Here is a 19,043-nt window from a genome sequence, read left to right on the forward strand (position 1 = left end):
CATGATCACAGGTGCTGCTCAGATGGACGGAGCTATCCTTGTTGTAGCTGCTACAGATGGTGTTATGGCTCAGACAAGAGAGCACATCCTTCTGTCCCGTCAGGTAGGTGTACCGTATATCGTTGTATTCATGAACAAATGTGACATGGTTGACGACGAAGAACTTCTTGAATTAGTAGAAATGGAAATTCGTGAACTTCTTGACGAATACGAATTCCCGGGCGATGACACTCCGATCATCAAAGGTTCTGCTCTGAAAGCTCTTGAAGATCCGACAGGAGAATGGGGCGACAAGATCATGGAACTTATGGACGCTGTTGACAGCTACATTCCGGATCCGGAACGTGCTACAGACAAACCGTTCCTTATGCCAGTCGAAGACGTATTCTCTATCACAGGACGTGGTACAGTTGCTACAGGTAGAGTAGAACGTGGTACACTTCACGTATCTGACGAAGTAGAAATCGTTGGTATCCATGAAGAAACACGTAAAGTAGTTGTAACAGGTGTAGAAATGTTCCGTAAACTTCTTGACGAAGCTCAGGCTGGAGATAACATCGGTGCTCTTCTTCGTGGTGTTCAGAGAACAGAAATCGAAAGAGGACAGGTTCTTGTTAAACCAGGCTCTGTAACATGCCATCACAAATTTACAGCTCAGGTTTACGTTCTGACAAAAGATGAAGGTGGACGTCATACTCCATTCTTCAACAACTACCGTCCGCAGTTCTACTTCAGAACAACAGACGTAACAGGTGTTTGCGAACTTCCGGAAGGAACAGAAATGTGCATGCCTGGAGATAACGTAGAAATGACAGTTGAACTGATCCATCCAGTAGCTATGGAACAGGGACTTCGTTTCGCTATTCGTGAAGGTGGACGTACAGTAGGATCTGGACGTGTTGCTACAATCATCGAATAATTAAAGATTGTATATTGAATTATTATCGTAAGATGATGATATAAATAGAATCCCCGCAGGATCATGGTTCTGCGGGGATTTTGTATCGTAGCTCTTTGCCAAGAGCTTGGGTAAAAGTTTTGTATTGTATAAAATAATATGGGGCGTCGAGATCTTTTGAACCTCGATGCCCCATATTTTGCGTAGGCCTGTACAGGTTTGAAATTTACTGAAGCTTTTCTCCGGTAATCATTTCGTAAGCCTGAAGGTATTTGTCGATGGTCTTCTGTACGATGTCATCCGGCAGAGTCCAGTCGTTGTCAGGGTTTGCTTTCAGCCAGTCACGGGCGAACTGTTTGTCGAAGGATGGCTGACCATGTCCTGGTTCATATCCTTCAGCTGGCCAGAAACGGGAGCTGTCCGGTGTGAGCATTTCGTCGCCAAGGACGATGTTGCCTTCTTCGTCGAGACCGAATTCAAACTTCGTGTCTGCAATGATGATGCCGCGGCTCAATGCATAGTCTGCACATTTTTTGTAAAGGGCAATCGTGTAATCACGGAGTTTGGATGCGTACTCTTCGCCTTTTCCCGGGAAGTATTTTTCCAGATGTGCCACACTTTGTTCGTAGGAAATGTTTTCATCATGATCGCCGATCTCAGCCTTTGTGGATGGTGTATAGATCGGTTCCGGGAGTTTATCGGATTCTTTTAGTCCTTCCGGCAGTTTGATTCCGCATACAGTGCCGTCTTTCTGATAGCTAGCCCAACCGCTTCCTGTTATGTAGCCGCGGACAATGCATTCTACCGGAAGCATGTTCAGTTTTCTGCACATCATGCTGTTTCCATCGAACTGCGGCTGCTGGAAGAACTCCGGCATATCTTTTACATCTGCTGAAATCATATGATTCGGCAGGATGTCGCTTGTCATATCAAACCAGAATTTAGAAAGCTGAGTCAATACAGCTCCTTTTTTTGTTACTGTGTTTTTCAGGATCACATCAAAGCAGCTGATACGGTCGGTAGCAACCATGATCAGACTGTCGCCGTTGTCATAGATTTCACGGACTTTTCCTTCTTTAATTGGTTTCATTTCACACACCTCGCTAAGTTTTTCTACGTGTTTCCTATACTAGGATAAACATAGTGGAGACAGAACACAATAGGTTTTTTAAAATTTGTCAAAAAAAATCCACTGTTCTTTTTCTTTCCGAACAGTGGATCTTTAACCTATTCCATCCATTGGTATGTCCTCCTTATTTTTTCTTATCTATTTGAAACTATTTATTTAAAATAGTAGTTTTCGAAATAGATTACCGTCCCATTGGTCTGACCTCCTTGTTTTTGATGAACCAAATATAACTCATAAATAAGCAGATGTCAATAGAAATACAGAAAAAAATAGAAAAACATATAAAAATACAGAAAAAACAGGGCGGATAAATAAAATATCTATTTTATCTGATCAAGAGATGCCTCGAAAATACGGATATCAAGGCCGAAATCAGCGTATCCGTCTCGTATGGATTGTATATATTCCGCGGTAGGACGACCGTCACGGGCATCTTCACACATGATATAAACCATGGCATTTTTTTCGGTACCGTCTGTGAGTGTCACAGAAAGTGTTTCCTTGTAATAAAGATCCGGGTACACTTCATAGATATCAAGAGCTTTTTCGTCTTCCGGGGAGATCTCCCACAGGCCAACAGGTACGACAGAGCCTTTTTTTGGCTGGATAGTAGCATAAAAGCCGCTTTCCTTTCCACGGTAAAGAAGTTCCCAGTCTTTGAGAATTCCGGATCCTGCCGGGATGGCTTTAGGGCAGCGTTTTGCCATCTGAGCTTTATTGAGATTACTGCCATAAGTGATATATAGTTTCATTATTATTTACCTCCTTCATTTTGATATCTATATTTTGCACGATTCTCCGAAGTTTTGCAATAAAAATCGTGTTGTTCTGGTGCGCAGATGCCAGTCACGATTTTGTGATAATTGTCCAAGGGAGTTTTGCCGGAAGCCGATTTATAGTAAAATAGCGGTAGAGCGTGGACAGAAAGGAGAAATGGTATGGCAAACATATTGGTAGTGGAAGACGACTGGGAGATGAACCAGGGAATTTGTTATATGCTGGAAAAAGAAGGATTGCATACTGTGGCTGCACACTCAGTGGAGGAGGCAAAGGGGCATTATAAGAATATAGTACTGGATATGATCCTTCTTGATGTGAATCTTCCGGACGGAGACGGATACGACTTTCTGAAGTGGATGAGAGAGAAGGACAACATACCGGTCATCTTTTTGACAGCGCGTGACCTTGAGGAAGATGCCCTGAAGGGTTATGAGCTTGGAGCGGAGGACTATATCACGAAACCGTTTTCCATCCGTATCCTTATGAAAAAGATAGATTTGATTTTGAAACGAAGAAAAGACGTCAAAGGACAAAGTTTTGACGATGGATTTCTGCGTATTGATTTTGTAAAAGGAAAGGTGGAGATCGAAGGCAAAGAGTGCCCTGTGACACCGACGGAATTTCGGATCCTGCAAGAGTTTATTTCCCACAGAGGGCAGCTTCTCACATATGAGGTGTTTTTGGAGTATCTTTGGGAAAAAGGAAATCAGTTTGTGGATAAGCATGCACTGGCAGTGAACATGAACCGGCTGCGAGGAAAGATTGAGCAGGGAGAACACAAATATATTTCAAATATATATGGGATGGGATATCAATGGATTGGATGATGATTGTTTCAGGGGGTATGTTTTTCGTGTCAGGCTTTCTTCTTTTTCGGACAAGGAAGATGAAGAAGAAGATATATATATTTGCAGAACAGCTGGAACAGACGATGGATGCTGTTCTTGCCGGGAGAGAAGCGGAAAGAAGATATGAGATGGAGGATACGCTGATCGGAAGGATAAGTGAGAAATTTGCTCGGGTTTGTCATATATGGGACAGGAAGAAGGAGGAAGAGAAGGCTGAGAAAGAAAAGATGAAAGAACTGATCGCGGATATTTCCCACCAGACGAAAACGCCGATCGCAAACCAGAAGATTTATCTGGAGATTTTGCGCGGCGAGGAACTGCCGGAGCGAGTCGTAGAATTTCTTGCCAAGCTGGAGCATCAGACAGATAAGCTGGAGTTCCTTTTTCAGAGTATGGTAAAAATGTCCCGGCTTGAGACCGGGATCATTCAGATTAAAAAGAAAGATCAGGATATTGCCAAGACTGTACAAAGTGCGGCAGCAGCCGTTTCCTGCAGAGCGGCTGAAAAAAGGATCAGGATTTCCCAAAAAGGGATTCTGGAGATACAGGTACCGCACGATCGAAAATGGACAGAAGAGGCAGTAGGCAACCTTTTGGACAATGCGGTAAAATATACGGACGCAGGAGGAACGATACATGTCTTTACTGTGAGGGGAGAAATCTATACAGAGATCCATGTGAAAGACAGCGGGAAGGGGATTGCAAAAGAACGGCAGGCTCAGATTTTTACCCGATTTTACAGGGAGCCGGAGGTACATGATCAGGACGGCGTCGGCATCGGACTCTATCTGACCCGAACGATTGCCGAGCTGCAGGACGGCTATGTGGAAGTTTGTTCTGAGCCGGGAAAAGGATCGGATTTTCGGATCTGTCTTCCAAACCAGCAGGGGAATGCTCACAGTGCTGTGATAATTTAAGATTGAGACTGGTTTGTGATTTTGCCCTGATATGATCAAAGTATCAAAAAAAGGAGGCAGAAGAGATGAGTCAATGGATCGTAAAAACAGAAAGTCTGAAAAAGTATTATATGTTGGGGAAACATACGGTAAAAGCGCTGGACGGTGTGGATCTTTTGGTAAAAGAACGAGAGTTTGTGGCGGTAATCGGAAAGTCGGGGAGCGGAAAGAGTACTCTTCTCCATATGTTAGGTGGTCTGGATGTTCCTACAGAAGGGGAAGTCTTTGTGGACGGACAAAAACTGTCCGGGATGAACAGGGACCAGCTGGCGATATTTCGCAGAAGGAAAGTTGGCTTTGTATTTCAGAGCTATAATCTGGTACCGGATTTGAATGTATATGAAAATATCGTATTTCCCGTGGAGTTAGACGGGAAAGTGCCGGATCGGGAGTTTGTGGAGGAAATCCTTCAGGTTTTACATTTGAAAGAGAAGGAAGAAGCTCTTCCGAATACTCTTTCAGGCGGTCAGCAGCAGCGGACAGCAATCGCGAGAGCGTTGGCATCAAAACCATCCATTATCCTGGCGGATGAGCCTACAGGTAATCTGGATACATCGGCAAGCCATGATGTGATCCGTCTTTTGAAAACAGTGGCCAAGAGATTTCAACAGACAATCATCCTCATTACACATGACAATGATATTGCGCAGATGGCGGATCGGATCATCCATATTGAAGATGGAAAGATTGTGAAAGCGGGGGAGATGCATGATGGAGAATAATAACAAAAAGATTATCTGCCGCATGGCCATGAGAGCGCTCAGACATAATCGAAGAAGAAGCATCCTCCTGTTTGCGGCTGTAGCGCTGTCATCTTTTATGATCTTCAGCGTTTTTACGATAGGAAGTACCTACTATAAGATGACGCGCCTTCAGAATATTCGGATGAATGGAGCGGACTTCGATGCCGTGATGTATGGGGGATCTGAAGAACAGCTGGAAAAATGTAAAACAGATGAGGATGTGCGTGCGGTTGGCCTCGTAGGGGTAGCTGGTTACATTGAGGAGACGGAAGGGGACAAAACGGCTAATTTGGGTACTGTCTGGGCGGATGAGACATTCTGGAACGAGATGATGTCTCCTGCAAGAACTTCCGTAGAAGGAACTTACCCGCAGGAAAAAGAAGAAGTCATGGTAACAAGAAAGGCGTTGAAGACATGCGGGCTGGAAGACCGGCAGATCGGAGATTCTTTTCGGGCAGTCTATGTGGACGGAAAAGGACAGAAAAAGGACATGGAGTTCCGTATATGCGGAATTTGGGATGGATACGGAGACAAAAATGTGTTTTACATTTCAAAAGCGCTGTACGATACATGCGGATATGAATTTTCCAGTGTGGTGTCCGGGAGATGTCACATCGATTTTGCAAAGACATTCCTAACGGAAAAAGAACAGCAGGAATTTCAGGAGAAGATGAAGCTTGATAAGCAGCAGGCTTTGATCTTTACGGAAGGAATGGCGGCATCCATTCCGATTTATTTCGGGATGATAGGAATCGTGATGATCACGTGTTTTTGCGCTTACTTGCTCATATATAATATTATGTATTTGTCTGTGGCCGGGGATGTTCGTTATTATGGTCTGCTTCAGACTGTCGGCATGACAAAAAAGCAGATCAGCACATTGATGAAGAGGCAGATGATGATTCTTGGAAGTGCTGGTATTCTGGCAGGTGTCTTATTGGGTGCAGCAGTGTCGATCGGTTTCATTCCGGTCATTTTAGGATCCCTGGGGATAGATGCAGACAAAATCGGTGGAGTACAGATTTCCATGCATCCTCTCATTTTTCTTTTGACGGCTGCAGTAGCGGGCTGCACTGTCTGGATCGGCAGCAGGAAACCAGTAAGAATGGCAGTGCGGATTTCTCCTGTGGAAGCAGCTCGATACAGGGCGTCTTACGGAAAAAAGAGCAGAAAAAAGACGGGAAAAGGAAAAATTATCTGGCGCGTGGCAAAAGAGCAGTTTCTGAAAGACCGGAAAAAGACGACAGTCATACTTTTGTCGCTGGCAGCAGCACTTTCGGTATTTCTCTGTATGGTCACGATCATTGAAAGCCAGGGAGCCAGAACGATCGTATCGAACTATATGGATATGGATTTGGTTTTATATAATGATACATTGAAAAAAGAAGATTCAGATAAATGGGAAAAACTCATGGATGACAGGTTTCTGGAGAAAATCAGACACAACAGAGGGATAAAGCAGGCGAATCCCCTTTATTTTGCCAGGATCGATGTCCCATGGGAGCCGGAATTTTCCGATCAGTGGATGAGAGAATTTTATGAGATGTGGATGTACGAATCTTACGATGATGTGAGAGAATCTTACAGAAGCGGCACAATGAAAGATAATCTGTTCTGTGTTGTCGGGATAGATGAAGCTGAGTTTGACTATCTGACAGGGACATTAAATACGAAAGTAAACCGAAAAAAGTTTTTCAGTGGGAAAACCTGTCTTCTCTATCAGAATGGTCTGGATATTGCCGAATCTGATCTGAAAGGAAAGCGTGTAACTTGTACCGGATATGGAGATCCGGACAATAGGCGGACGTTTGAAATTGCGGGTCTCACGGGAGAAAATTATTACATGGCAGCGTCCCAGAGCCGAATGACGATTATTGTAAGCGCTGATACTCTAAAAGAGTTTCTTCCGGATGACCAGATTACCATATCCAGAATTGCGGTCCGCTATGAGAGAGAATACGATAGGCAGGCGGAGAAAGAGATGATGGAACTGGTCGGAAAAAGTCCATACGCCAAAGATTTTTCAAGTACATCGAAGATAGAGGAAAAAGAGATGGTAGAAGAAGCTCAGGGGAATCTGACGGAAATCGGGATCTGTATTGCTCTGATATTGGCATTTATCGGTATCCTGAATTATATGAACACAGTAACGGGAAATCTTCAAAACCGCCGGGTAGAGTTTGCCGTCATGGAAAGTATGGGCATGACACAAGGACAGATACGCGGCATGCTTATCATAGAAGGTCTTTTCTTTGCAGCGGGTTCTCTTTGTATTGCAGCGACTCTTGGGACGGGAATTACCTGGCTGATTTTTCAAGCGGTAAATTATCGGAATGTTCCTTTTGCGGTGCCGATTGGGCCGGTACTTCTCATGACAGCAGCGATTCTTTTGATCTGTACGTTGATTCCGCTTTTTGTATGGAACAGTATAGCGAAAAAAGGAAGCGTTATCGAAAGAATGAGACAGACAAAATAATATTTGGAACGCGGTGCAGTTCTATTGTAATCCCCTCATTTTTGTATTATAATAAATAATACAAAAGGAGGGGTCTTATGGATCAAATAAGGATCGTGCAGCTTATTTATTTGGGAATCTATCTTCTGTTGTGTGCCACATTCTACTGGACGTATATCCAGGAAGCAAGAACTCGGTTTGGGCATCCATTTATGGTACGTATCACAGCAGTGATGGCCAAAGAAGAAAGTGTCCAGGAAATACTGGGACAGTATAAAAAAAGAATTCGGCTGTTTTTCTTTGTATGCGTCTTCCTGGGTGCAATCATTTTCTTTCTTCCTCCTCAGTGGGGATTTGTGTGGATGATACTGTCTGGTTTTGTACAGATAATGCTTCCATCCAGGATCGAGAGAACATCAAGAAAGCGTCTTATGCTTCTGAAGCAAGAGAAACAATGGTTTATCCGTACAGAATCTCGACATAAGATTGACCTGAAACTTGACAGGAAAAGGTCTAACCAGTCGATGCCAAGCAGCTGGTGGTTTCTCATTCCTATTGTGATTCAGTGTATCGCCTTTGTATACTGTCTTGTTCAGGGAGAAGGCGGGAAGACGTTTGCTGCAGTCTGTGTACTCGGTCTCCTTATCATAGCGGCCGGAATCGGATTCATTCGCTGGCTGCCAAATAAGACATACTGCGAGGAGTCCACTGTCAATCAGAGGCTGAATGGAAAGAAAAAAGCAGCAGCCAGCAGGGCGTGGCTCTGGATTTGCAGTGGGGATGCAGTGTGGAATCTTGGCATTGCAGGATTTCTTTACAGTGAACGTCTGCAGTGCCTGTTTCTGGCAGGAGCAGCGCTCATTGTGTCTGTTACAGCGGCAATCCTTGCGTTGACTGAGTATGGGAGAGAGAAGCAGTATGAGCTTGCCAGTGAAGTCGTGTATGAGTATGACGAGGAGACATACTGGGATGTCGGCTGGTTTGGACTTCGATATTCCAATCCTTACGATCCTCAGGTTTTCAAAGAGAATAACAGCGGCGGACTTAACCTCACAGTCAATCAGGCGGCAAGAAAGGGGAAATGGATGACGGCTGGTATCATTTTGTTTTGTGCCGGAATTGCTCTGTTTGTCGTTTGGCAGTTTGCTTATCCAAAGTATCTGGATGAAAAAGGTCTTCTTGCGGATCTTGTGATAGAAGATGGAGTGATTCGAGTAACAGGTCCGCTGTATAATGCTAAGATTCCGAAAGAACAGGTTGTGGAGGCGGAGCTTACCGACGATCTGGGCGAGGGGATCCGGACGAACGGGTCGTCCACAGCATCTTATGGGAAGGGGAAATTCCGTTATGACAAATACGGGAATGTGAGAGTCTATCTTGCGTGGAAACACCGTCCGTATCTGGTACTCAAGACAGAGACGGACATCTATATCGTGAACGACGATGATCCAGCTCAGACAATCCGGATATACGAGGAGATAAAAGGAGGGAATGGATCATGATAATGGAACTGGACTATCAAAGCGAGGTACCAGTCTATCTCCAGATACGAAATGAGATCGTAAAGGGAATTGGAAGAGGGCAGATCGATTTCGGGGAACAGCTTCCCACTGTGCGTAGCCTGGCAGCAGACATCGGCGTTAATACGATGACTGTCAGCAAGGCATATAAACTTTTGGATCAGCAAGGCTATATTGTGACGGACAGAAGAAGAGGGGCTGTCGTCTGTGCCAAAAACCAAATGCCTGATTTTGCATCCAACGAAGGACACCGCAAAGAGCTTATATTGCTAGCAAGTGAGGCTGCGCTGGGCGGATGCAGCCGTGAGGAGTTTTTGGATATGTGCAGGGAAGCATATGTGGAAACCTAGAACGGGGTAAAAGAAGTCGATGTCAAAAATATTTGATAGATTTTTTTGACTCTCCATGACATAATGAAGCCAAAGGAGGGGATGCGATGGATATTGGACAAAGACTGAAAGAGGCGAGAAAAAGGGCAAAGATCACACAGGAAACAGCGGCTGAGCGAATAGGGGTCAGCAGACAAACCATATCCAACTGGGAAAACAATCGAAGTTACCCGGACATTTTATATGTCATAGATCTGAGCAGACTTTACAATATCAGTTTGGACGAACTTCTGAAAGAGGACGAGAAGATGATGGCGTATCTGGCAGAAAGCACAGATGTGGTAAAGAGCAGAAAGGCGCTTGGAAGACGCCTGCTGCTTCTTACCGATCTGCTGATCTGGATGGGGTGCATTCTGATCTTCTGGCTGGGAGCAAAAGAAAATGCCATGGGCTACTCTATCTTGTTTCTGCATTTTGTCTTCCCGGCGGTAATATTTGTAAGCTCCATTTTTGTCGGAAAGGACGATGGATGGAACGCGTACAAATGGCTGATGCTTTTGTTTTTTGGCGTTCTGTATATGCTTGTTCCGTATGCAACCTTTTCCATGGCAAACATGAGGACGTTTGATAAAGTAAATCTGCCTCAGCTCTCTGCCATGCTGCCGGGAATTCTTTGTGCTGCCGCCGGGATAGCGGCAGGGACCCTTGTGGAAAGAAGAAAGAAAAGAAGGGAATCTCAGAAAGATCAGAGGGGATCCTTCAGCCGCCCATAGACACAGAGATCGTAAATGTGCCCGTCTTTCCACACAGCGCGTTTCATGATTCCTTCCAGAACAAACTGATTTTTCAGAAGGACTTTTCTGGAGGCGGTATTCGGCTCATACACGAGGGCGGTAATGCGGATGATGTCGAGTTTGGCAAAAGCGATGTCACAAATCTGCCTTACCGCCTCTGTCATAATCCCGCGGGACCAGTTTTCTGTGGTGAGCAGGTATCCGATCTCTGCGTCTTTTTGGTATACGTCCGATTTTTGCTCCACGGAGATATTTCCGACAATCTTTCCGTCCACGTTAATTGAACGGAAAATTCCGGAATGTCCTTCCTGCTCGCAGGCCATATTGAGCCACCAGGCGGCACTGTCCTCAGTATAAGGGGATGGCAGCCGGTTGGAAAGATAAGTCCGGTCAACCCGGCTGCACACTTCACTCAGGCTTTTCTTATCGTCTAAAGACCATTTCTTTAACTCTATTTTCATAGCCAACCTCCATTTCCGTATATTTTAATAATAAGTATAGCATATGTTCAGATTTTGTACATAAAAACTGTTTTTTGTGCAAAAGAATGTATTCTTTTCTATAGACATCTATCTGAGATATGGTATGATAGTAAACGTGCGAAAAAAGAGAGAAAGAAGGGTTAAATCATGGGGGGAACTAAGACCAATGATATGACGGTTGGGAATCCCGCAGGGCTGATCATCCGTTTTACGATCCCGATGTGTCTTGGAAATATTTTTCAGCAGTTTTACAACATCGCGGACTCTATTATAGCAGGACAGTTTATTGGAGTTGACGCGCTGGCTGCCATCGGGAGTACGGGATCTTTGATGTTTTTTGTAACAGGATGGATGAGCGGACTGTGCAGCGGGTTTGCTATTTTAGTATCGCAGTGGTTCGGGGCAAAACGGTACGACAGGATGCGGCACTATGTCGCAATGTCCATCTATCTGGCCGTCGCTTTTTCAGTTGCGATGACGATTATTTTTGAGGTCGCTAATGAGCCGATCCTTAGGTTGATGAATTCGCCGGAAGAACTGATGGGCGATGTAAAGGCATATATGGGAATCATCTATGCCGGGCTTTTGGTAACAGCTGCATATAATTCTCTTGCAGCCTTTCTAAGGGCGCTTGGGGATTCCAAGTCTCCGCTTTATTTTCTTATTATTTCTGCGGTAATCAATGTGGTGCTGGATATCGTCTTTATTGTCTGGTTTGGAATGGGCGTCGCAGGATGCGCATACGCGACGGTCATCGCGCAGCTGATTTCGGCACTTTTATGTCTGGTGTATATATGGAAAAAATTTCCGATCCTGCATCTTAGCAAGCAGGACTTCAAGATTTCCTTACATAGTTTCGGACGTCTGTTGGCTCTTGGTATTCCGATGGGTCTTCAGTTTTCCATCACGGCCATTGGGGCAATCATCGTACAGGGGGCAGTCAATGTATATGGAGCTGTCTATATGGCCGGATTTTCAGCGGCAGGAAAGATCCAGAATATCGTTGCAACAGTATTTGGGGCTTTGGGAGCCACTATGGCTACCTATGTGGGACAGAACCACGGAGCTGGAAGGATGGATCGTGTAAAGAGCGGGGTAAGGTGTACGCAGATCATGATTCTGGTGTGGAGTGTCGTTACGATGGTCGTTATGTATTTCTTTGGAGAGTATATGACGTTCCTGTTTGTGGATCCGTCTGAGACGGAAGTGGTAGAGGTAGCAGTGTTATATTTCCACACAGTATTCTGGGCATATCCGTTTGTGGGAAGCATTTTCCTTTATCGGAATACACTTCAAGGTATGGGCTACGGACTTGTGCCAATGCTTGGAGGCGTTTTCGAATTGGTTGCCAGAGCGGTGCTTGTATCTCTGGTGGCTGGAAAGACAAGTTTTGTCGGAGTATGTCTTACTGATCCGGCAGCGTGGATCGCAGCATTGATTCCTCTGATCCCGTATTATTTCTATATTATGAGAAAGCAGAAGCGGGAAATGGTCAGGGAAAACAATGTTTAAGGAAAATTTTATGGATATTTGCAGATGATTTTGCTAAAATATTTTGTATAATGCCGAAAGCGGTGTGAATCAACAGGATCGGAGGAGACATATGTTTGGGTATGTGACGGTCTGTGAGCCGGAATTGAAAATGAAAGATTTCAGAAAATATAAGGCATATTACTGCGGATTGTGCCGTGTGCTGAAAGAGAAGTATGGGTTTTCAGGACAGATGACCCTTACTTACGACATGACTTTCGCCATCATTCTTCTGACCTCTCTGTACGAGAGCGAGACGCGGGAAGAGCAGCACCGCTGCAAGATCCATCCGGTAAAGAAACAGATGATGCTCCGAAATGAGATAACCGAGTATGCGGCAGATATGAACGTGCTCCTGGCGTACTACCATATGAAGGATGACTGGATAGATGAAAAGAAAGTGTCCGGGTTTGTGGGTACGGGAATGCTGAAGCGAAAAGCGGGAAAGATCATTTCCAAATATCCGAGACAAAGCAGAGCGATCCGCAGATCACTTTCGGAATTGTCAAAATGCGAGAAAGAAAACAGTATGGATCTGGACAAAACGGCCGGATGTTTTGGAAAATTGATGGAGGAATTCTTCGTCTACAAAAAAGATGTGTGGGAACAGACTCTCCGCAGGCTTGGCTTTTTCCTTGGAAAGTTTATTTATATTATGGATGCCTACGATGACCTGGACAGCGACCTGGAAAAAAACTGTTACAATCCGCTTAGGAAGATCTGGCAGCAGAAAGACTACGAGGAACAGATCCGGACGCTGCTTTGCATGATGATCGCGGAGTGCAGCGCAGAATTTGAGAAGCTTCCATGTCTTTTGGATGTGGACATTTTGAGGAATATCCTGTATGATGGAGTGTGGAACCGCTATAAGGCGATTCAAAAGAAAAAGAAAGAAGGAAAGGAACAGAACGATGTCAAAAAATCCCTATGATGTTCTGGGAGTTTCCCAGAATGCATCAGAAGACGAAATAAAAAAAGCATATAGAGATCTGACGAGAAAATATCATCCGGATGCCAATGTAAATAATCCGCTTGCAGATCTTGCGGAGGAAAAATTCAAGGAAGTGCAGGAAGCGTACGATCAGATTATGAAAGAGCGTTCATCCGGCGGAAGTACGGGCGGCTATTCTTACGGTTACGGCAGCAGCAGTTCCTCTTCCTACAATTCTTCTTATAACAATAGTCAGGATGCGGAAATGCAGGCGGTATTCAACTTTATCAACACAAGAAGATACCGGGAGGCACTGAATCTTCTGGACAGGATGCCGAACCGCACATCCATGTGGTACTATGCAAGCGGCGCGGCTAACATGGGAATCGGAAATAATATTGTGGCGCGGGAGCATGCGCAGCAGGCGGTCAATATGGAGCCAAACAATGTTCAGTATCGTCAGCTTCTGAATACCATCGACTGGAACAGCCGGAGATATCAGAACAATCCGTACGGAGGCGGATACGGAGGCGGAAACAGTTCCTGCGGAACAGGAAATATGTGCTGTGACTTATGGTGCGCGGATACGTTATGTGAATGTATGGGAGGAGATCTTTGTTCATGCATGTAAAACCAAAGACGATGGCTTTTGGAGGGCTGCTTTTGGCCCTGTCGGTTGTCTGCATGGCTCTTGGAAGCGTGATTGAGACGAACACGCTGTTCCTTCTGGCAGCGGCCTCCTATTTTGTGGGGATCGTGATCCGGGAATTCGGGATGCGGGTCGGTGCAGCGTTTTACGTTGCCGATGTCCTTCTCGGATTTATGACTGCGCCGAATAAGTTTTATGTCATTTCTTTTGCTGCCATGGGGTTTTATATTCTTATCATAGAAGCGGCATGGAGGCTTATGGCCAAGGATCACAGGATGCAGAAAACGGTAATCTTCTGGGTAATAAAGTATATTGTATTCAATATTATGTTTGTCCCGATGATTTTCTTTTTTCAGGAAGTACTCTTTGGAGGGAAAAGCCTGTCTGGTATGTTTCTTGTAGGGATTGTAGCGGCAGGTCAGATTGGACTCTTTATCTATGATCGGGCATATGATTATGTGCAGGCTCATATATGGACAAAATTTCGGGGCAGGATGTTCCGGTAATAAAAATGAAAATGTGTACAAGAAGGCAGAACTTTCCGTAAACCGGGGAGGGCTGCTTTTTTTCTTGACTTTCAAAAACAGTGGGAATATAATTTAATATAGTTTGCATTAAAACTAATTGCGAGGAGGAAACATATGGAGGAAAAAGAACTGCATTATCTTCTTCTTCTTGCGTTCAATCTGTCTAACAAGGCGATTGTCTCACGGACAGGAAGAGAGAACCTTATGCCAGGACAACCGAAAATTCTGGAGTTTCTGTTAGCCAGAGAAGGATGTACGCAGAAAGAAATTGGGGAAGGGTGTATTTTGGATAAATCGACAGTGACAAGCCTTCTGTCACGTATGGAGGAAAATGGTCTTGTGAGAAAGGAAGCAGGCGAAGCAGACAGAAGGATAAGCAATATTTTTCTCACGGAAAAAGGGAAAAAAACAGCGGAAAAAGTAAAGGAGATATGCGCCGGAGTCGATCAGGAGGCATGGGGCGATATCAGCGAAGAAGAAAGAAAACGGTTTTTGGAAACATTCAGGAAAATACTGTTGAATCTGAAGAGAGGGGAGAGATAAAATGGGGAAAAAATGTATTCGGTGTATTTGCTTTATGCTTGGAATTTTGATCAATTCGTTCGGCATTGCCTTTATTACAAAGGCCGCGCTTGGAACATCGCCAATCTCCAGTCTGCCGTATGTACTGAGTAAGAAATTTCCTCTTACATTGGGGCAATTTACCTTTGTGATGAATATGATTTTCATATTGATGCAAATCTTTCTTTTGAAAAAAGATTTTCAGAAGAGGCAGATTCTGCAGATCGGAGTAAATGTGATTTTCAGTGCCTTTATCGATATCAGTATGAATATGCTTGATGCGTTTGCTCCGTCCGGGGCTTCAGCGCAGATACTGTCTTTGCTGGCAGGATGTGTGATCCTTGCAATGGGGATCAGCATTGAGGTAGCGCCGAATGTTCTCCTGGTACCGGGAGAAGGCGTTGTGAAGGCGATATCTGCAGTAAGCAGAAAACGGTTTGGCACTGTGAAAGTGGTGTTTGACACGACACTGATCACATTGTCGTTTATCCTCTCACTGCTTTTTTTCCACAGATTGAACGGACTTGGCATCGGGACGGTCATTTCTGCACTGGCAGTTGGTAAAATCGTAAATCTTTGTAACCGGACAAAACTGATTGGCAAGATCAGGGCGCTTTCATGACAAAAACAGCCACATCGATGGAAAAGGAGAAAAGGAATATGACGTACATAGCGGATTTACATATCCATTCCCGATATTCGAGAGCTACAAGCAAGGACGGGACCCCGGAACATCTGGATCTTTGGGCCAGGAGGAAAGGAATACACATCGTAGGAAGCGGAGATTTCACGCATCCTGCATGGAGGGAAGAATTGAAAGAGAAACTGATGCCAGCAGAAGATGGGCTTTATGTTCTCAAACCGGAATACCGGATTCAGGACGGATCAATAGCAGACACGATGATCCCAAGGTTTGTCATCACAGGGGAGATCAGCTCCATCTATAAGCAGGGAGGAAAGGTAAGAAAAGTACACAGTCTGATTGTTCTTCCGGGAATTGAGGAGGCGGAGATATTATCAGAAAAACTGGCGGGCATCGGAAACATTCACTCCGACGGCAGACCGATTCTGGGGCTTAGCTGTCATGATCTTCTGGAAATCTTGCTGGAAACAGTAAGGGGCGCCATGTTTGTGCCTGCCCACATCTGGACGCCGCATTTTTCTATGTTCGGAGCGTTTTCCGGTTTTGACTCGGTAGAAGAGTGCTTTTTGGATTTGTCTTCCCATATTCATGCTGTGGAGACGGGACTTTCCTCTGATCCTCCGATGAACTGGAGAGTTTCGGCGCTTGACCGCTATCAGCTGATTTCCAATTCGGACGCACATTCTCCGTCCAAGCTTGGGAGAGAAGCCAATCTCCTGGATATAGAACTGTCCTATGAAGGATTGAGAAAGGCGATAGAGGAAGGCGACGGACTTTGCGGGACGATCGAGTTTTTCCCGGAGGAAGGGAAATACCACCTGGATGGGCACCGCAAATGCGGGCTTTGCCTGACTCCGGCAGAGACAGAAAAATACAATGGAATCTGTCCGGTCTGTGGGAAAAAGATTACGGTCGGAGTGTCGCATCGGGTCGAGCAGCTGTCAGACAGGCAGGAAGGGTTTGTCCGAAAAGATGCGAAAGTATACGAAAATCTTATGCCGCTCCCAGAAGTAATCGGGACATCTCTGGGATATTCGCCGGCCAGCGTCAAAGTACAGAAAGAATACACAAACCTGTTGAAGCATCTCGGGGCTGAATTTGATATTTTGAGGACCATTCCGGAAGAAGAGATCCGCTCTGTCTCCGGAGGAATGATCGCCGAGGGGATCAGAAGACTCCGGGAAGGAAAGGCGGAAAAGATCCCGGGATTTGACGGAGAGTACGGGACGATCCGTCTGTTTCGGCCGGATGAGAGGGAAAATCTCAAAGGACAGATGGATTTCTTTGGAATGCTTGGACTGCAGATGCAAAGAAACACAAAAAATAAAGAAGAGGAAGAAACTGCGGAGGGGAAAAAGGATCTATACCGCGATGAAAAACAGTTGGATATAGAAAGCAGTCTGCCAGAAGCTTGTGCAGAAATACCAGGACTGAACTTGGAGCAATGTGAGGCAGTGAGGGCGGCTGAATCAAACATCGCTGTCATCGCCGGACCGGGGACGGGAAAGACAAAGACACTCGTCTCCCGCATTGTCTATCTTCTGGAACACCGGAAGATCAAAGCTTCGGAGATCACGGCGGTAACCTTTACCAATCAGGCTGCACGGGAGATGAGAGAAAGGATTCAAACAGAACTTGCGAAAGGCAGGAGGATCGGCAAAATGCAGATCGGTACCTTCCATTCGATTTGCCTGCAATTTCTGAAAAACCAGGGACTGGATGTCTTTTTGGCAGATGAAGAAGAACGAAAAGAAATAGCAAAAGAAATCATTGCCGAATACGGACTTTCCATCAGGCCAGACATGTTTTTGAATGAGGTGTCCATATGGAAAACTCACAGAGGTCAGAAGGAACACTGTGAAAAAGAAGAGGCATTTTCGGATTATGAAAAGAGGAAGAAAGAAAAGGGGCGGATGGACTTTGACGATCTGCTTCTGGAAACATTGAGAATGATTCAAGAAAAGGAAGTAGGCGAAGGATGGGAAAAACCGTTCCGTTATCTGCTCGTGGATGAGTTCCAGGATATCAGTCCTGTTCAGTACGAATTGATCAAAATGTGGAACAGAGCCGGGCGCGAACTCTTTGTCATCGGGGATCCGGATCAGGCTATTTACGGATTCCGTGGAGCCGATGAGAAATGTTTTGAACGGCTGAGGAAAGACTTCAAAAATCTGAAAGAAATCCGTCTGAAAGAAAATTACCGGTCCACACCAGAAATTCTCAGGGCGGCCCAGGACGTCATTTCCGAAAATCCCGGCAAAGACAGAACACTCCATTCCAATCAAAACGAAGGAGTTCCGGTCAGGATGATAGAGACAAAAGGGAAAATGGGCGAAGCCATCTTTATTGCAAAAGAGATCAACCGTCTGGTTGGAGGTGTTGGAATGCTGGAAGCACACAATGATTTGGGAAATAGACAAGGAAAACAAGTGAGAGGATTCAGCGATATAGCAGTCCTCTACCGGACACACCGGCAGGCAGAACTTCTGGAAAAAACCTTAAAGACAGAAGGAATACCTTATCAGATCGCAGGGCGGGAAAGCTTTCTCGAAAAAGAAGAAGTACGAGGCAGCATTTCCTTTTTCAAATATCTGGAAAATCCGGATGATGATTATGCAAAAGAAGAAAGTGTTCGATTACTGTGGAAAGATGAACTCCACCCTATATCAGAAGAAATCCTGAAAAAGACAAAAGAAAAATGCGAAAAAAACTATAAAAAGCAAAAACCAAAAAAATTTATGGAAACATGGATCGACGATATGAACCTGAAAAAATCAGACTTCATGCAAAAACTCACTGGAATGGCTGTATGCTATCGGACAATGCCGGAATTCCTCAATGCCCTGGAGCTCGGTGTAGAAAGCGACCTCAGACGATGCGCAGAACATGAATATACATCCGAAACAGTAACACTGATGACACTGCACGGATCCAAAGGACTGGAATTTCCGGTAACCATCATCTGCGGGGTAGAAGAAGGAACAATCCCACTGGAATCCGAAAACTATACAACCAACGAAGAAGAAGAAAGACGCCTCCTGTACGTAGGAATGACAAGAGCAAAAAAAGAATTGATCATGACAAAATCCGGAAAAGAAAGCATATTTACAAAAAAACTCGATGAAAAAACAGTCAAAAAAGAAATTGCTCCCGGAAAAAAGAAACCAAAAGAACAATACCATCAGATGAGTTTGTTTGAATAAAATAGGGGACGTGTTCCGGCTTGCCGGAACACGTCCCCTATACGTTCTGCTGCGTACAAAACATA

The 19,043-nt window shown here is 44.9% G+C and carries 18 protein-coding genes; 15 read left to right on the forward strand and 3 right to left on the reverse strand.

Annotation, left to right across the window (positions count from 1 at the left end; genetic code table 11):
- Nucleotides 1–919 (forward strand): elongation factor Tu (gene tuf, locus ACLROL_RS06290; protein WP_413067506.1); only part of this gene is annotated, 919 nt, incomplete at its 5' end.
- Nucleotides 920–1,124: 205 nt separating this feature from the next.
- On the opposite strand, the gene ACLROL_RS06295 is transcribed toward tuf, so the two are convergent.
- Together ACLROL_RS06295 and ACLROL_RS06300 are read right to left on the reverse strand one after the other, a co-directional pair.
- A complete protein-coding gene (locus tag ACLROL_RS06295) occupies nt 1,125–1,997 on the reverse strand; it encodes a phosphoribosylaminoimidazolesuccinocarboxamide synthase (protein ID WP_288723441.1) in 873 nt (290 codons plus the stop codon).
- A 350-nt stretch (nt 1,998–2,347) separates the two neighbouring features.
- Nucleotides 2,348–2,779, reverse strand: coding sequence for a gamma-glutamylcyclotransferase family protein (locus ACLROL_RS06300; RefSeq protein WP_087199791.1), 432 nt, complete (start codon nt 2,777–2,779; stop codon nt 2,348–2,350).
- Between the two features lie 186 nt (nt 2,780–2,965).
- Here ACLROL_RS06300 and ACLROL_RS06305 point away from each other — a divergent pair, with 186 nt between their 5' ends.
- The 7 genes from ACLROL_RS06305 (at nt 2,966) to ACLROL_RS06335 (ending at nt 10,431) form a co-directional block, all read left to right on the forward strand.
- Complete coding sequence (locus ACLROL_RS06305) at nt 2,966–3,634, forward strand: response regulator transcription factor (protein WP_087199789.1); 669 nt, start codon at nt 2,966–2,968, stop codon at nt 3,632–3,634.
- Nucleotides 3,635–3,693: 59 nt separating this feature from the next.
- The gene (locus ACLROL_RS06310) at nt 3,694–4,572 is read left to right on the forward strand and encodes a HAMP domain-containing sensor histidine kinase (RefSeq protein WP_318255631.1); all 879 of its coding nucleotides are present in this window, start codon (nt 3,694–3,696) and stop codon (nt 4,570–4,572) included.
- A 65-nt stretch (nt 4,573–4,637) separates the two neighbouring features.
- The gene (locus ACLROL_RS06315) at nt 4,638–5,333 is read left to right on the forward strand and encodes an ABC transporter ATP-binding protein (protein WP_087199787.1); all 696 of its coding nucleotides are present in this window, start codon (nt 4,638–4,640) and stop codon (nt 5,331–5,333) included.
- On the forward strand, nt 5,320–7,830 hold the full coding sequence (locus tag ACLROL_RS06320; RefSeq protein WP_413067507.1) for an ABC transporter permease: 2,511 nt from the start codon (nt 5,320–5,322) through the stop codon (nt 7,828–7,830). The genes ACLROL_RS06315 and ACLROL_RS06320 overlap by 14 nt, the downstream gene beginning before the upstream one ends.
- A gap of 77 nt (nt 7,831–7,907) precedes the next feature.
- Nucleotides 7,908–9,311, forward strand: a complete 1,404-nt coding sequence (locus ACLROL_RS06325; protein WP_087199784.1) for a PH domain-containing protein — start codon at nt 7,908–7,910, stop codon at nt 9,309–9,311.
- The gene (locus ACLROL_RS06330) at nt 9,308–9,679 is read left to right on the forward strand and encodes a GntR family transcriptional regulator (protein WP_087199782.1); all 372 of its coding nucleotides are present in this window, start codon (nt 9,308–9,310) and stop codon (nt 9,677–9,679) included. The genes ACLROL_RS06325 and ACLROL_RS06330 overlap by 4 nt, the downstream gene beginning before the upstream one ends.
- An 86-nt stretch (nt 9,680–9,765) precedes the next feature.
- Nucleotides 9,766–10,431: a helix-turn-helix domain-containing protein gene (locus tag ACLROL_RS06335; protein WP_087199781.1), complete on the forward strand. Its 666-nt coding sequence runs from the start codon at nt 9,766–9,768 to the stop codon at nt 10,429–10,431.
- Here the strand turns inward: ACLROL_RS06335 and ACLROL_RS06340 are convergent.
- A complete protein-coding gene (locus ACLROL_RS06340) occupies nt 10,404–10,913 on the reverse strand; it encodes a GNAT family N-acetyltransferase (protein WP_221919322.1) in 510 nt (169 codons plus the stop codon). The genes ACLROL_RS06335 and ACLROL_RS06340 overlap by 28 nt on opposite strands.
- 168 nt (nt 10,914–11,081) lie before the next feature.
- Between ACLROL_RS06340 and ACLROL_RS06345 the strand changes: the two genes are divergently transcribed.
- The 7 genes from ACLROL_RS06345 to ACLROL_RS06375 all read left to right on the forward strand — a co-directional run bounded on the left by ACLROL_RS06345 (nt 11,082) and on the right by ACLROL_RS06375 (nt 18,978).
- Entirely contained in the window at nt 11,082–12,446 is a 1,365-nt protein-coding gene (locus ACLROL_RS06345; protein ID WP_413067508.1) for an MATE family efflux transporter, read from the forward strand.
- 91 nt (nt 12,447–12,537) lie between these two features.
- Nucleotides 12,538–13,395, forward strand: coding sequence for a DUF5685 family protein (locus ACLROL_RS06350; protein ID WP_087209925.1), 858 nt, complete (start codon nt 12,538–12,540; stop codon nt 13,393–13,395).
- Nucleotides 13,376–14,026: a J domain-containing protein gene (locus ACLROL_RS06355; protein WP_087199773.1), complete on the forward strand. Its 651-nt coding sequence runs from the start codon at nt 13,376–13,378 to the stop codon at nt 14,024–14,026. The genes ACLROL_RS06350 and ACLROL_RS06355 overlap by 20 nt, the downstream gene beginning before the upstream one ends.
- Nucleotides 14,017–14,550, forward strand: coding sequence for a hypothetical protein (locus ACLROL_RS06360; protein WP_221919319.1), 534 nt, complete (start codon nt 14,017–14,019; stop codon nt 14,548–14,550). Before ACLROL_RS06355 ends, ACLROL_RS06360 begins: the two co-directional genes overlap by 10 nt.
- 135 nt (nt 14,551–14,685) lie before the next feature.
- Nucleotides 14,686–15,114 (forward strand): MarR family winged helix-turn-helix transcriptional regulator, encoded by a 429-nt coding sequence (locus tag ACLROL_RS06365; protein WP_087199769.1) that lies wholly within the window; start codon nt 14,686–14,688, stop codon nt 15,112–15,114.
- A 1-nt stretch (nt 15,115) separates the two neighbouring features.
- Nucleotides 15,116–15,754, forward strand: coding sequence for a YczE/YyaS/YitT family protein (locus ACLROL_RS06370; protein WP_221919318.1), 639 nt, complete (start codon nt 15,116–15,118; stop codon nt 15,752–15,754).
- Nucleotides 15,755–15,792: 38 nt separating this feature from the next.
- Nucleotides 15,793–18,978, forward strand: coding sequence for a UvrD-helicase domain-containing protein (locus ACLROL_RS06375; protein ID WP_413067509.1), 3,186 nt, complete (start codon nt 15,793–15,795; stop codon nt 18,976–18,978).
- Nucleotides 18,979–19,043: the final 65 nt, after the last annotated feature.

Origin of the sequence: Sellimonas sp. (assembly GCF_047234585.1) — a bacterium.
GTDB lineage: Bacteria > Bacillota > Clostridia > Lachnospirales > Lachnospiraceae > Sellimonas > Sellimonas caecigallum.

Coding starts and splice junctions, on each gene's coding strand:
- ACLROL_RS06300 (WP_087199791.1), bottom strand. CDS start 2,779: ATGAAACTATATATCACTTATGGCAGTAATCTCAATAAAGCTCAGATG.
- ACLROL_RS06305 (WP_087199789.1), top strand. CDS start 2,966: ATGGCAAACATATTGGTAGTGGAAGACGACTGGGAGATGAACCAGGGA.
- ACLROL_RS06310 (WP_318255631.1), top strand. CDS start 3,694: ATGAAGAAGAAGATATATATATTTGCAGAACAGCTGGAACAGACGATG.
- ACLROL_RS06315 (WP_087199787.1), top strand. CDS start 4,638: ATGAGTCAATGGATCGTAAAAACAGAAAGTCTGAAAAAGTATTATATG.
- ACLROL_RS06320 (WP_413067507.1), top strand. CDS start 5,320: ATGATGGAGAATAATAACAAAAAGATTATCTGCCGCATGGCCATGAGA.
- ACLROL_RS06325 (WP_087199784.1), top strand. CDS start 7,908: ATGGATCAAATAAGGATCGTGCAGCTTATTTATTTGGGAATCTATCTT.
- ACLROL_RS06330 (WP_087199782.1), top strand. CDS start 9,308: ATGATAATGGAACTGGACTATCAAAGCGAGGTACCAGTCTATCTCCAG.
- ACLROL_RS06335 (WP_087199781.1), top strand. CDS start 9,766: ATGGATATTGGACAAAGACTGAAAGAGGCGAGAAAAAGGGCAAAGATC.
- ACLROL_RS06340 (WP_221919322.1), bottom strand. CDS start 10,913: ATGAAAATAGAGTTAAAGAAATGGTCTTTAGACGATAAGAAAAGCCTG.
- ACLROL_RS06345 (WP_413067508.1), top strand. CDS start 11,082: ATGGGGGGAACTAAGACCAATGATATGACGGTTGGGAATCCCGCAGGG.
- ACLROL_RS06350 (WP_087209925.1), top strand. CDS start 12,538: ATGTTTGGGTATGTGACGGTCTGTGAGCCGGAATTGAAAATGAAAGAT.
- ACLROL_RS06355 (WP_087199773.1), top strand. CDS start 13,376: ATGTCAAAAAATCCCTATGATGTTCTGGGAGTTTCCCAGAATGCATCA.
- ACLROL_RS06360 (WP_221919319.1), top strand. CDS start 14,017: ATGCATGTAAAACCAAAGACGATGGCTTTTGGAGGGCTGCTTTTGGCC.
- ACLROL_RS06365 (WP_087199769.1), top strand. CDS start 14,686: ATGGAGGAAAAAGAACTGCATTATCTTCTTCTTCTTGCGTTCAATCTG.
- ACLROL_RS06370 (WP_221919318.1), top strand. CDS start 15,116: ATGGGGAAAAAATGTATTCGGTGTATTTGCTTTATGCTTGGAATTTTG.
- ACLROL_RS06375 (WP_413067509.1), top strand. CDS start 15,793: ATGACGTACATAGCGGATTTACATATCCATTCCCGATATTCGAGAGCT.